We start from the raw sequence: 12,923 nt of genomic DNA, 5'->3' as shown, positions 1-12,923 counted from the left end.
GAGATCGTCAGCGGTGGTCGAGCGGCTCTGGTCATGTCAGGGTGCTCGCTTCCCGCCTCATCCAGAACGGAGTGCATGTGCGCCCATCAACCTCTGGTCGTGCTCCTTCATCCCGGCGATTACTCGCCCTGGCCGGATCCCTGCTCCTGATGGCGGGCCTGCTCGCCGCTCGGTCGCCCGCCGCCGCGGCCGCAGACACCGGGGTCGTCGCCGACCTCGGCGTCGTCGCGGGGAGAGGCGGAGACGTGGTGGCCGGCGGCGGCAAGGTCTTCGTCGCAGCCGACGACCGGATCGTGGTCGCGTCCTACGACGGCCGGCCCATCGGCACGATCAGCGGCCTGTCCGGCGCCGTCGCCCTGTCCGTATCGGACGGCGCCAGGAAGGTGTACGCGGCGCTGCGCGATTCGAACGAGCTGATCGAGATCGACCCCGTAAGGGTCGCCATAACCCGGCGTTTCGACCTCACCGCATACCCGTGCCCGTCGCATCTGGCGCAGTCCCACGACCGGCTGTGGATCGGATACGGGTGCGGCGAAGCGGGAGAGGGAGGTGTCGTCGCCCTCATCGTGTCGGCGGCGACACCCACCCCCGTCCGGGTCGGGCCGGGCACGACCCGGCCTCCGCTGGTCGCCGTCGCAGGGGCCACGCTGGTGGCCGGGGAGCCGGGAGTCAGTCCCGCCGTAGTCAGGGTGTACGACGTCAACACCACCTCGGGCATCCCGCGCGGCGAGATCCGCGGCGACGCGGACGGGCTGCCGCCCCTGCGGGATCTCGCCCTCACCGAGGACGGGTCGGCGCTGTCGGTGTTGGACGACACCCGCCGGTTCGACGCCTGGGACACGACGACCCTGACTCGGGCCCGTGCCTACGACAGCGGCGAGTTGAGCGAGCACGGCCTCCCCGCTGCTGTCGCGGCCAGTCCGGACGGCGCGTACGTCGTGGGCGGCTGGAACTCCTCTTCGGGCGACACCGCGGAACTCGTGGTGTACGACCCGGCCACGGCGGAGGTGATCTACGAGGCCGACCACCAGGGGAAGGCGTTGGTGGCGGGCAGCATCGCCTTCCACGGCATATACACCTGGGCGGTGCTGAAGGACCCCGGCACCGGGCGGATGCACCTCTGGCGGCTGCCGCCTTCGCCCTATCACTCCTCCGCGCTGACTTTGACGGCTCCCTCCGCGGCGACCGCGCTCACGCAGTCGACCTTCAGCGGACGGCTCACGCTGAGCACCGGGTCGCTGCCCGGCGCACAGACGCTCGAGCTGTACCGCTGGCTCCCCGACGGCACCTCCAGGCCCTACCAGGAGATCACCACGGCGGCGGACGGAACCTACGAGTTCACCGACACTCCACCCTCCAGCGGGACGTACCGCTATCAGGTGTACTGGGCCGGCAACTCATGGTTCGACGGTCGCGGCGCCTCGGCGACCGTGACGGTGGCCCCGTACCAGCCGGTGCTCACCGTGACCGGACCGGCGACGGGCACCGTCGGCGAGCGACTCGAATTCAGCGGAACCTTCGGCGCCGACGGCGTCTCCTTCCCGCGAACGACGATCGTCGTCTTCCGCAAGGTCGTCAGCCCGGATGGCACCGTCACCTCGAAAGCCCTGCCGAAGGTTGCTCCCGCCGCCGACGGGTCGTTCGGCTTCGCCGATACGCCGACCATGGCAGGCGAACACACGTACACCGTCAGGCTGGTCGGGGACTCGGTGATCGAGCCGGCGAACACCAGCCATGTGGTCACCGTCCTCCAGCCGGACGCGTAGCCTCCCGACGACCGGATGACGGCGATCCCCATCGCCGTCACCGACGGTCAAGCGCCCTCGGCCGTCCGCCGTGGCGTCCGTGCTCGGACCCGCGCCGTGGACGGCCACCCGACCTATCAGGTGTCGTACTTGCCGCTATCCCATGGTTCAGTGAAGGCCATATAGCCGCCGGGCTCGAGGATGACCCACCATGTGTCGTCGTCTTCCTCCGGCTCTCTCGGGATCAGGCCGAAAGTCGTCCCGAACCGATCGATCGCAAAGGGTTCGACCTCGATGCGGGTGAACGTGACCTCTCCAAGCTCCTTCAGCCGGGCGTCGTATGCCGCCCGTCGCGCCGCGCGGTCCATCTGGGCTCTGGGGCCGAAAGCATCGATTTTGGCCTCCAGGAACCGGCCGTCGGCGTCGAAGAGGTACAGGGCGACGAACTCCTGACCGTCGTCCTCGCCGCGGATGGCCGGTACGAAGGGCGTGGTGAGGAAGAACTGCCTGTTATCAGCTGTGCGCCCCACATGCTCCGCATGGTAATGATCATGATTGATGGCAAGATGGCTCGGCGGTCCGATCGTCATCAAACTCGTTCCCTCCTCGCCCCGATGACGCAGCAGCCATGATCGCCGCGCCAGCATTATGCCGTCCGAATGCGATAGGAGTCCCGGTTCGTCGTATCGGACAGGCCGGCCCGGTAGAACTTCGCCGGGGGCTGGGATCGGGCGCCGTGATGGCTGCTCCCACATGCCCTGCTTCCGCGTCGGTGGTCGCCATCGACGCCTCGCCGGGTCGCGGAGATCGGGGCGGGGCTGGGCTGGGCTGGGCTGGGCTGGGTCAGTCGACCAGGCCGGCGCGGTAGGCGGCGATGGCCACCTGTACGCGGTTCGTGACGGCGAGCTTGTCGAACAGGTGGGAGATGTGGCTCTTGACCGTGGCCTCGCTCATGTTCAGGCGGGCGGCGATCTCGGTGTTGGAGTGGCCCAGCCCGACCTCGGTGAGCACCTCGCGCTCGCGGCCGGTCAGGGCCTCCAGCCGGGCGAGCGCGTCACGGCGCCGCCGGATGGGCTGGTCGGTGGTGAGCCGGTGGATCAGTCGCCGGGTGACCTGCGGGGACAGCATCGAGTCGCCGCCGTGCGCGAGACGGATCGCCCGGATCAGATCGTGCGGCGAGGTGTCCTTGAGCAGGAACCCGCAGGCTCCCGCCTCCAGGGCGGTGAAGACGTGCTCGTCGGTGTCGAACGTGGTCAGGATGATCACCGCGGGTGCCCGGGCGAGCCGGCGGATGGCCGCGGTGGCGGCCAGGCCGTCGTACCGGGGCATCCTGACGTCCATCAGGACGACGTCGGGCCCCAGGCGGCGGACCGCGTCGACGGCCTGGTTGCCGTCCTCGGCCTCGCCCACGACCTCCACGTCGGGTGCGGACTCGATGATGAACCGCAGCCCGGCGCGGATCAGCGACTCGTCGTCAACCAGCAGTGTCCTGATCATGTGATTCCCTCGGGGATGCGTCCGCGGCGTGCCACGGCAGCCGGCCCTCAAGACGCCAGCCTCCCGCATCGTCCGGCCCGCCGCGCACCGTTCCGCCGATCAGCCGGAAACGCTCCGCCAGGCCCACCAGACCGACCCCGGCGCCGGTCTCCAGACTCGGCTGGGACGATCGTCCGTTGGTGACGGCGATCGTGACGCCGTCTTCCCTGCTCCCGGTCGCCGTGACCGTGACCGGGGCCCCGCGGGCGTGCTTGTGCGCATTGGTCAGGCCCTCCTGGACGAGGCGATGGGCGGCCCTGGCCGTTGCCGGTGGCCACGTGCCGATATCGCCGTGCAGGGTGACGGTCCCGCCGGCCGATACCCAGGAGTCCACCAGCCGCCGCAGGTCGGGGAAGCCGTCGTCGTCATCGCCGGGCCCGGCGCGCAGCATGCCAAGGATCTTGCGCAGCTCTTCGAGCGCCTCCTGCGCGCTGACCCTGATCAACGCCGCCTCCCGCTCGACGCGCTCCGGCCCCGCGCTCGCGTTCACCTCCAGGCCGCCGGCGTGCAGCGAGATGAGCGTCATCTTGTGCGCGAGCACGTCGTGCATCTCCCGGGCGATCCGGCCGCGCTCAGCGGACCTCGCCCGCTCGTGGCGCAGACGCTGCTCGGTCTCGGCGCGTTCGGCGCGCTCGCGCAACGATCGGGTCAGCTCGCGGCGGGTGGTGACGTACGCCCCTGCGGCCAGCGTGGCCCCGGTGGCGGTCGCCGCCGAGATCAGCGCGTCCGTGCCCAACCGGCCGCCGTCCACCCACTGCTGGGCCAGGAACCCCGCCATGCCGATCGCCGCCAGCGCGAGGAAACGCGTGCCCGCGCCGGAGAACAGGCTGATCAGCAGCGGCCCCGGATTGCCCGACAGCACGTACGCGCCCGCCCCGGCGACGGCCACCGCGACCGGCCACCGGCCCCGGAACCACACCGCACCCGTGCCCGCGAGCCCGGCGGCGGCGATGACGGGGCGCGGCAGCGGCGCCCACGGCGTCTTGACCGCCAGGACGGTGAGGAACAGGCAGAGCGCCACGGAGGCCGCGCTGATCGCGTGCGGCCCGAGCGCGGCCACCCGCCGCAGCGCCGTGCGGTACGACAGCATCGCTTCAGCGTAGCCAGGGCGGCGGCGCGCCACCTCATACCGGCGTCGATGCCGTACGCCGGGCGGTCTCCGACTTTCGTCGCATACGCCTATGGCCGCGATGGCGATGTGGCCGCACCCCCGCCGGCCGCATCGTGGATGGCCTCGACAAGGTCAGGAGCCGTCCCGTGTATCTCTTCCGTTCGATGCTCGTCGCGGTGTGCGCGGCGCTGACGATCCTCATGGTCCTCGTGCCGCGCCCCGCCGCGGCAGCTACCGATCTTCCGGACGAACGTGCGCTGGCAGAGTTCTTCGACGCCGCGATGGCGGACGGACTGGCGGCCAACCACGTGCCGGGCGCGGTCGTCTCGGTGGTGGGCGGTGGGAAGACGCTCTTCAGCAAGGGATACGGACTGGCCGACGTCGAGAACCGCAGGCCTTTCGACCCGGAGAGCTCGATGGTCCGGATCGCCTCGATCACCAAGCTGTTCACCTGGACCGCGGTGATGCAGCAGGTTCAGCAGGGCACGCTGAACCTGAAGGCGGACGTGAACCGCTACCTCACAGGGTTCCGGATCCCCGCGACCTACCCCCGGCCGATCACGCTGCAGGACCTGATGGACCACACGGCCGGGTTCGAGGACCGCACGATCGGCGTGGGATCGCGGAGCAAGGACGACGTGCCGCCCCTGGCGGACTACCTCGCCGGCGACATGCCCGCGCGGGTGCGCCCGCCCGGCGAGGTGTCGGCGTACTCGAACTACGGGGCGGCGCTGGCCGGACACATCGTGGAGCGGGTGAGCGGGCAGCCGTATGACGAGTACGTGCGCGACCACATCCTCGACCCGCTCGCGATGCGGCACAGTACGGCCGCCGAGCCCGTCCCCGCACCCTTGGCCGCGGATCTGGCGCGCAGCTACGACTACGAGGGCGGGACATATCAGCGCAAGCCGTTCGTCTTCGACAACCTCGCCCCCGACGGGTCGATCAGTGCCACCGCGAACGACATGGCCCACTTCATGATCGCCCACCTGCGCGACGGGCGCTTCGGCGACCGGCGCATCCTCGACGAGCCGACGGCCAGGCTCATGCACCGGCGGACGTTCGCGGCCGATCCGCGCATCGACGGGTACGCCCACGGGTTCAAGGAGCAGACGCTCAACGGACATCGCGTGCTCATGCACGACGGCGGCTGGGAGGGCTTCCAGAGCGCGTTGCTGCTGGTGCCCGACGCCGACATCGGCCTGTTCGTCTCCACGAACAGTATGAACGGGGGCGACGCCATGACCACGATCATCCCTGCCTTCTTCGACCGCTTCCTGCCCGGAAAGCGCGCCGTGCCCGGCGGCGGTGCTCCCGTCATGCCGGTCGAAGGCTTCTACAAGCTCACCCGGTCCGCCGAATCCAGCATCGAGAAGGTGGTCGCCCTGACCGGCTCCACCCGGCTGCGGGTGGAGGGCGGGAAGCTGACCTTCCGGGGCTCGACGTGGAGCCCGCTGGGGCCCGGGCTGTATCAGCAGGACGGCGGCACGCAGCGGCTGGCGCTGGTCACCGGCGGGAGCGGTGTCGCGTACGTGGCCACGGACGGCCCCGCCTACCAACGCGTCTCCTGGTGGGACACCCCGCCGGTCAACGTCGTCATCGTCCTGCTGTTCGCCGTCACCGCCCTGACCGCCGTACTCGGCCTGCCGGTGGCCGCTGCGGTCCGCCGGGCCAAGAAGCGTCCCGTTCCGCGTGTCTGGCGCGCCGGGCGTGTCCTGACCGGACTCGCCGCCGCGGCCGGACTGCTGTTCGTGGTGCTGTTCACGCTGGTCCTGACCGGCGACACGAGCATCCTGTACGGCGTGCCGGCCAACGTCCAGGTCCTCCTGGTGCTGCCGCTGCTGGTCCTCGCACTCACCGTCGCCGCGATCGCCACCACCGTGAGGGGCTGGCGAGGCGCGGGCGTCCTGGCCCGCGGCCACCAGGTGGTCGTGCTGGCGGGACTGCTCGCCCTCCTCTGGTTCTGCCAGAACTGGAACCTGCTCGGCTGGCACCTGTGAGAGGTGGCCGGGAGAGAGGCGCGACATGAGTACGGCGCGTCAGCCGGACGTTTCCGGGCGTTCGACGCGAGTGGGGTTGCCGCGTACGAGTTCGTCGTGGATGCGCCAGCGGACGGCGGTGGCAGCGCGCCCTGCCGCCTCGTCGCCGTGCTCGATGCGCTGGCGCAGCAGCCGTATGGCGATGCGGCGGTTGAGGCTGAACTGCCGCTCGGTGTCGACCACGACGACGATCCCGGTGGGCCGGTGGGTGGCCCGTACGGCGGTGCTGGCTTTGTTGCGGTGTTGACCACCGGGGCCGCCGGTGCGGCAGGCGACGATGTCGACGTCCGCTTCGGCGAAGGTGGTGCGTGGGGTGTCGACCTGGCACGGCTGGGCGATGACGTACCAGTTCTTCCGGCCGGTGTTGGCCCGGATGGGCTGGGGGCCTGCCAGCACAGGGTTCCGGTCCATGAGGCGGCGAATGCCTCGGCGCCGTCTCCTGTGATCTGGATGAGGACCGATCGGTAGGTGCCGGGACGGTCACCTGGAACGGTTTCGGCCCGATGGGTCTCCAGATCGTGCCGGGTGGCGTCGGCTTCCAGGCGGTGCAGTAGCCGGGCCAGCGCCCAGGCGCACTCCTGCGGCCCGCGTCCGGCCGACAGGAGCAGGTGGACGCTCACGGGCGCCTCCGCTTGCGGTGGTGGTCCCGGTGGTCCTTTCGAGGTGTGGACCCGAGGTCGGGCGTCTTGTAGGTGACCAGAGGGACGGTGGTGGCCACGGGCGTGGCCAGGTCATGGTCGACGAGGTCGGCGATGACCTGCTCGATGCGCTTGTAGGCCGTCGGTGCCTCCTCGAACAGGAGCTGGCGGTCGCCGCACACAACCAGCGACCCCATCGGTGTGCGGCGCAGCTCCTCGACCGTGTGCTTTGCCCGGCCCCGGCGCAGGGCGTCCGCACGGGACATCTTGCGGCCCGCGCCGTGCGCCACGGAATGGTTGGCGTCCGGTCCGGCGTGGCCGGCGACCAGGTAGGAAGGGGTGCCTCGCGTACCGGCGATGAGCACGTCGCGGCCGTCGCCGGGCGCCGCCCCCTTGCGGTGCAGGTAGATCCCATCGCGGACCTCGACCTGATTGTGGCACTGGTCGACGATCGGCTCGGTGGGCTCGAACCCCAGAGCAAGGGCGACCCGGGCGGCCAGCAGCCGCCGGTTGAGTGATCCCCAGCGTACGGCGTCGTCATGCATCGCCAGATAGGCGCTGGGATCAGGGGCGGGGCCCGCGCCGTGGACCGCGGTGTGTGCCCGCAGGATCTGTTCGCCCAGCCCTCGGGAACCACTGTGGACGATGAGGACCAGATCGCCGGCGGCAAGTCCGAGCCGGCTCGCATGGTCCGGTTCGGAGACGGTCCCGACGCGCGCCAGCTCGACGAAATGGTTGCCCCGGCCGACCGTCCCGAGACCTTCGACGTGACCGGCAGGAATATCGCCCTTCACCACAGCCCAGGCCGGGTCGTCGGCATCCTGCTCAGGGTCCAGCGCGCGATCGAGATCGGGGAACCGAGCGGCGAGCTTCTCGGGTACGGCGCGCTTGAGCGTGACAGGGAACACGGCGATGCCGCAACCGATGTCGGAGCCTACGAGGAACGGATACAAGATGGTCGAGGCCATGGCGGCGCCGATGGGGGCGCCCTTACCAGGGTGCAGGTCCGGCATGGCGGCGACGTGCTTCATGCCGTCGAGGGCGGCCACCTGGTCGCACTGCGCGAGGGCCTCGGATTCGATCCAGCTGGTGGAGGAGGCGAAAACGGTGACGGTGGCCGGCCCCGTGGCCGTAGTGGACGGCGGCAGGAACTCCTGCCGGGAGTGTTGGTGAGACAAAGACGCTCTCTTCGCTGAAACAGGGCATGAGAAGGCGGCAGCATGGCGCGAGTCGCGCCGTGGCATCGTGAAGTCGCGGGGGAGGTGCTGTCCGTCAGAGCCTCATGGACACCACATTCTCTGAGCCCCGCCATGCCGGCAAACGATTTTCGAGCCGTACGTCGGCCGTACGGGCCCGCATGGCCGTGCGGATAACGGCAACGCCTGTATGAGTACGCGGCCACGGGGCCCCATGCGGAGTACCGGCAGCGGGCGCCACGGCGTCCTGCATGGTGCAGGCGCCCCCGACTCGCAGTGGACGATTCGGACACTGATCGATCGCATGATCACACCATGGACCGGTGCCGACTACTGGGGACCGGCCGGCGGGAAAAGAGAGCCCTGACGCGTCTGGCGGTACCGGGTGGTTGAGCTGCGGGGGGATCTGCCGACCAGTTCCACCGTGCCTTCCTCCCACATTATCGAGAGCCAGCGCCGCACCGTCTGATCCGTGAGCCCGGTGCGCCGGGCCAGCTCGGCTCTCGAGAGAGTCTCGTCGCCGAGCGCGTCCAGCAACTGCGGACGCCGGTCGGCCCGCGTGGCAGCCGAGGTCCCAGCAGAGGTACGGCCGCGCAGCCGTTGGGACAGTTCGTAACGGGCCCACCGCCGGGTCCCTGTCTGAAGCACGAGCTCGCGCGACACGAGATCCTGCAACTTGGCCGTGGCGACCCGCGAGTCCACGCCGGCTGTGCTCCGGTAGGAGCGGTTGTCCAGGATCTCCCCGTCCCGGAGCATCGCCAGTGCGATGCACTGGCTGTCGGTGAGTCCCCTCTCTCCGAGGCTCTCGATCCATCTCACAGTCTTCTCACTCAGCAACGCGTGGTTGGGGATGGTGACGGTGAAAGAGGAGATCCGGTCATCGAACTGCGGCGGGCTCATTCCGGCTGCTCGGAGCGCGGCGACCATGGCGCGGATTCCGGAACCCCGGTTCTCGCAAATTGTTCGTGTCTCACCTGGGATGGGAACGTCTTCGAGGATCCTCATCAGGGTCGCATTGCGTGTGGAGGAGATTCCCTCATCGGTGAGGTTGTCGAAGGTGACTGGGCCGAACAGGCCGCCGGGGTTCCGGACGGTCAGCTTGTCGGGGTACATCTCGATCTGGATCTGCATGCCACGGGCAGCGCTGGAGAGGTCCCTGTGTACGAGCGCGTTGACTACAGCCTCTCGGAGAGCGGTTTCGGGGTATTCCCACACATCCTGTCGGCCGGCTCCTCCGATGACGGCCCTTCGGGACATGTTCCGCCGGACCGCCGCCAGCGCGTCGCGGACCATGACAGGCCCTCGATGGTGACGTTGTCCAGGAATCGTGTCCCGGCCGCCGATGCGTCGCCGGTGGGCGGCGGGTAGTGGAGGAAGCTGATCATCAGCTGCGGGAAGTGCTCCTGAGGATAGGAACCGAGCGCGATCAGTGCCGCAAGGGAAAGACTGTCCGTGCCGTCAGGCCCGGTCACCAGTATCCGGGCTCGTCTGAGCAGCGCATCGCGGTCAAGATCTTTGAAGGCGTACGGCCTACTGGTACGGACCCGCGCGACGAACGCCTCCAGCATGACCGGATCGAGGAGATCAAGGCAGGTCCCCGGGACGCTCTGCTCGTCCTCGCGAGGCTGACCTCGTGAGGACAGCATGATCTGGACCTCGTAACTCGACAGACGCCGGTCACCGTCACCAACGCGGACGAAACTGCCCTTGGTCATCCCGGCGCCTCGGTAGAAGCACGGCCGCTGGGCGCAAGGCGGGCTCCATGTCGGTGGAGCAGAGCGAGGCCAGATCGTTGGAGAGCTTCAGGGCATCGTGCACCCCGGTCGCCGCGAACCCCCTGGTCTCGTCCAGACCGAGGATGAGCACGCCACCGCCGGTGTTGGCGAAGGCCGAGAGGGTCTCCCGGACGGTCTTCGGCAACTCGCGCTGGGACTTTTTCACCTCCACATCGGAGACGTCTCCGCCCAGCGTTCGAAGGTTCCTGATGATCTCGGCTAGCTCCTCGTCTTGCATGGTTCTCTCCCCGTCAGCCGGTACGGACGAGACGTAAGGAGGATGCAGCCACCGCAGATCAATTAGAAAACCAGGGGCGGATGGCCGAAGATCGAAAATGATTGATGCATCGCAGGGCGAGGAAAGGCGGCATGTCCACGGTTGGTGTGATAAGTGCCCCCGGCAGGATTCGAACCTGCGGCACCCGCTTTAGGAGAGCGGTGCTCTATCCCCTGAGCTACGGAGGCGTGATGTGCATCAGTAAGCCTAGCGAAAGGTTGGGCCCGCTCGCGCCTCCACCGGGGGTGTCGTTTCGAGTTCCCCGGTCACCGGCGGGCTGACCTGCGGTAAAGGCATGGCAAGTCGCCGTGCGGCGGCGTAGGTCGCGCGGTTACCGTCGCTGGCCGTGACCGTTACGCGACGTGGAGCCGCGCGGGGGCTGCGATCGGTGGTGCTCGTCGTGGCGCTGCTCGTGCCGGCGTTCCTGGCCTCGGGCATGCTCATGGCCGACTTCACCGGCTACGGGGAACGGGCGCGGAGCGAGTTCGCGCCGGATTCGGCTGTACGGGCGGAGCCGGCCGGGACGGCGCGTGCGGGGGGTGGCGGAGCGCCGGCCGCGACCGCGGGAGGCCGGATGCCCGGCGCGAGGCCGAGTGTGCCGCCCGCTGGGGACGCCCCGGAAGCCCGGAGAATCACCGTGGTGCCGATGGCGGGGGCGGTGCGGGAGCCGCTGCTGGATCCGACTCCGGTGCCCGAGCCGACTGGTCCAGCGCGTCTCTACGAGGGGCTCGTACGGATCCTTCCGATCGCCCGGCCGGTCCGTGAGGTCGTCCAAGCGGATGCCCCGGCGGTGCGGCGTCCGGCGGAGCCGGAGCCGGAGCCGGAGCCGGAGCCGGAGCCGCGCGAGGAGACGACCTTCAGGTGTGCGCCCGAGTGGCGGGACACATGGTTGTGGGAGCTCTGCCGGGAACAAGAGGCTCACTCCGAAGGCGGGCGATGAGCTGGAAACGCGCAAATGCGACGTGACCGGTCGATAGCGCTTGTGTGAACCGGGGCTCGGGCACACAGCGCGCTGTAGTAACGTGCGTCCCTGACCCAGGTCACGAGTTCGCAAACGGGGGAGTCGATCGTGTCATCTCCTCGATCAGCCCGGCTGATCGCGGTCGTCACGGTGATGACTTCGCTGGCCGTCTCCGCGCCGTACGGCACGGCCGCGGCCGCCTCGGCAGGCGCCACGACCACCGCGCGGGAATCGACGACCGCCTGGGCCGGCGAGCTCGGCAAGGAGCCCACCTCGCTGACCGAGCTGCGGCGAGAGGCCCAGAAGGCGTACAAGTCCATCGAGGACGCGAACAGGGCGCTGGTGGCGCGCCAGAAGAAGTTCGGCGCCGTGGAGAAGGAGATGGTGGCCAAGCTCGAGAGCCTCCAGCAGGCCACGGCGGAGCTCAACAAGATGCGCAAACCGCTGTCCGATCTGGCGTCGTCGCTGTATCAGGACCCGTCTGTCGATGGGCTCAGCCCGTTCTTCCGAATGGGAAACGGCACGGACACGCTTCGGAGGATCGCCGACCTCGATCACCTGGTGGCCGGGCGCAGCAACGTGCTCGGCGACGCGATCAAGTTGCTGGAGCGGCAGCAGCAGCTCGCCCAGGAGGCCCAGGAGCTCCGGGCGGCGAGCCTCCTGCAGGAGGCGCAGCTGAGCGCCCAGGTGGCCGCTCTGCGCAAGCGCTCGTCCACTCTGGTGCGATCGCTGACCAAGGCGCTGATCAAGCTCGGCGTCAAGATCGGCGACGGGACGCAGGGGGCGGGGGGATGCGACCCCACCAGGATCACCCAGGCGGAGCAGTACCCGAACGGCCTGCTGCCGAAGAACATCCTGTGCCCCCTGCCGCAGAATGGGGAGACGCTGCGGGCGGACGCGGCGATCGCCTTCGCCGATCTCAACATCGCCTACAAGAAGCGGTTCGGCACCTCGATGTGCATCTCCGACAGCTACCGCAGCCTCAGCGAGCAGCAGTCGGTCTACTATCGGCGGCCCGGTTTCGCGGCCACGCCCGGTAAGAGCAACCACGGGCTGGGGCTCGCCGTCGACCTGTGCGGCGGTGTGCAGAACTTCCGTTCGGCGCAGTTCAACTGGCTGGAGGCCAACGGCAAGCGGTTCGGCTGGTTCCACCCCGACTGGGCTTACAGCAGCCCCTTCGAGCCCTGGCACTGGGAGTACGACCCCAAGCTCGGCTCGCTCCTCTGACGGGCCCCGGCGGCTGGACGAAGACGGGCCCGTCGAGGGCTTCCACGGTCGAGGAGAACGGGTGCTTCAGCTCGCGTCGAGGCGTACGGCCTGGCCGATGTAGTCGCGCAGTGCGGTCTCGTTCATCCCGTCCATCGTCTTGATCTTGACGTGGAGGGTCTTCTTGCCGACTCCTTCGAGGAGGCCGTGCGGGCCCGACATCTCGGCGCCCCGCTCGAAGGCGAAGGTGAGATGGGTCTTGCTCTGGCTGATGACGGCGAGGATCTTGTTGCCCCGCCAGGCGGGCGAGCCGTACGTGAGGCTTTCGACGGCCGCGGGCGCCTCTTCGGCGACAAGGGTGCGCAGGGCCGCCACGATCTCGCGGTACTTCGGGTCGAGCTTCGTCTCGACGTAGGTGTCGATCTCGCTGGTGGTCATG

Annotated in this window: 13 protein-coding genes and 1 tRNA gene; 4 read left to right on the top strand and 10 right to left on the bottom strand. The window is 69.3% G+C overall.

The window, feature by feature from the left end:
• The first annotated feature begins 149 nt into the window (after nt 1-149).
• A complete protein-coding gene (locus tag ACWEQG_RS16590) occupies nt 150-1,766 on the top strand; it encodes a hypothetical protein (protein WP_452285506.1) in 1,617 nt (538 codons plus the stop codon).
• A gap of 116 nt (nt 1,767-1,882) precedes the next feature.
• Here the strand turns inward: ACWEQG_RS16590 and ACWEQG_RS16585 are convergent, their stop codons facing one another.
• From ACWEQG_RS16585 to ACWEQG_RS16575, 3 genes are all read right to left on the bottom strand, one after another.
• A complete protein-coding gene (locus tag ACWEQG_RS16585; RefSeq protein WP_452285504.1) occupies nt 1,883-2,335 on the bottom strand; it encodes a hypothetical protein in 453 nt (150 codons plus the stop codon).
• Nucleotides 2,336-2,588: 253 nt separating this feature from the next.
• A complete protein-coding gene (locus ACWEQG_RS16580) occupies nt 2,589-3,242 on the bottom strand; it encodes a response regulator transcription factor (protein ID WP_452285502.1) in 654 nt (217 codons plus the stop codon).
• Nucleotides 3,220-4,371 carry a sensor histidine kinase gene (locus ACWEQG_RS16575; RefSeq protein WP_452285500.1) on the bottom strand — a complete coding sequence of 384 codons (1,152 nt, stop codon included), beginning with the start codon at nt 4,369-4,371 and terminating at the stop codon, nt 3,220-3,222. The genes ACWEQG_RS16580 and ACWEQG_RS16575 overlap by 23 nt, the downstream gene beginning before the upstream one ends.
• A 167-nt stretch (nt 4,372-4,538) precedes the next feature.
• On the opposite strand from ACWEQG_RS16575, the gene ACWEQG_RS16570 reads away from it, so the two are divergent.
• The gene (locus tag ACWEQG_RS16570; RefSeq protein ID WP_452285498.1) at nt 4,539-6,392 is read left to right on the top strand and encodes a serine hydrolase domain-containing protein; all 1,854 of its coding nucleotides are present in this window, start codon (nt 4,539-4,541) and stop codon (nt 6,390-6,392) included.
• A gap of 39 nt (nt 6,393-6,431) precedes the next feature.
• On the opposite strand, the gene ACWEQG_RS16565 is transcribed toward ACWEQG_RS16570, so the two are convergent.
• The 6 genes from ACWEQG_RS16565 to ACWEQG_RS16540 form a co-directional block, all read right to left on the bottom strand.
• A complete protein-coding gene (locus ACWEQG_RS16565; RefSeq protein WP_452285496.1) occupies nt 6,432-6,842 on the bottom strand; it encodes a peptide chain release factor-like protein in 411 nt (136 codons plus the stop codon).
• Nucleotides 6,843-7,047: 205 nt separating this feature from the next.
• Nucleotides 7,048-8,247 (bottom strand): RNA ligase RtcB family protein, encoded by a 1,200-nt coding sequence (locus ACWEQG_RS16560; RefSeq protein ID WP_452285494.1) that lies wholly within the window; start codon nt 8,245-8,247, stop codon nt 7,048-7,050.
• Between the two features lie 348 nt (nt 8,248-8,595).
• Entirely contained in the window at nt 8,596-9,558 is a 963-nt protein-coding gene (locus tag ACWEQG_RS16555; RefSeq protein ID WP_452285492.1) for an ATP-binding protein, read from the bottom strand.
• The gene (locus ACWEQG_RS16550; RefSeq protein ID WP_452285490.1) at nt 9,441-9,980 is read right to left on the bottom strand and encodes a hypothetical protein; all 540 of its coding nucleotides are present in this window, start codon (nt 9,978-9,980) and stop codon (nt 9,441-9,443) included. Before ACWEQG_RS16550 ends, ACWEQG_RS16555 begins: the two co-directional genes overlap by 118 nt.
• On the bottom strand, nt 9,949-10,278 hold the full coding sequence (locus ACWEQG_RS16545; protein ID WP_452285488.1) for an AlbA family DNA-binding domain-containing protein: 330 nt from the start codon (nt 10,276-10,278) through the stop codon (nt 9,949-9,951). Before ACWEQG_RS16545 ends, ACWEQG_RS16550 begins: the two co-directional genes overlap by 32 nt.
• Nucleotides 10,279-10,432: 154 nt before the next feature.
• Nucleotides 10,433-10,505: transfer RNA gene (locus tag ACWEQG_RS16540), tRNA-Arg, on the bottom strand.
• A 158-nt stretch (nt 10,506-10,663) separates the two neighbouring features.
• On the opposite strand from ACWEQG_RS16540, the gene ACWEQG_RS16535 reads away from it, so the two are divergent.
• Both ACWEQG_RS16535 and ACWEQG_RS16530 read left to right on the top strand, forming a co-directional pair.
• A complete protein-coding gene (locus tag ACWEQG_RS16535; RefSeq protein WP_452285486.1) occupies nt 10,664-11,257 on the top strand; it encodes a hypothetical protein in 594 nt (197 codons plus the stop codon).
• Between the two features lie 129 nt (nt 11,258-11,386).
• Complete coding sequence (locus ACWEQG_RS16530; RefSeq protein ID WP_452285484.1) at nt 11,387-12,505, top strand: D-alanyl-D-alanine carboxypeptidase family protein; 1,119 nt, start codon at nt 11,387-11,389, stop codon at nt 12,503-12,505.
• Between the two features lie 66 nt (nt 12,506-12,571).
• Here ACWEQG_RS16530 and ACWEQG_RS16525 read toward each other — a convergent pair whose 3' ends face one another.
• Nucleotides 12,572-12,922: a DUF1801 domain-containing protein gene (locus ACWEQG_RS16525; protein WP_452285482.1), complete on the bottom strand. Its 351-nt coding sequence runs from the start codon at nt 12,920-12,922 to the stop codon at nt 12,572-12,574.
• Nucleotide 12,923: the final 1 nt, after the last annotated feature.

The organism is Microbispora sp. NPDC004025 (assembly GCF_053604425.1).
The sequence above is the reverse complement of the archived record's forward strand: the minus strand, read 5'-3'. Positions and strand labels throughout refer to the sequence as shown.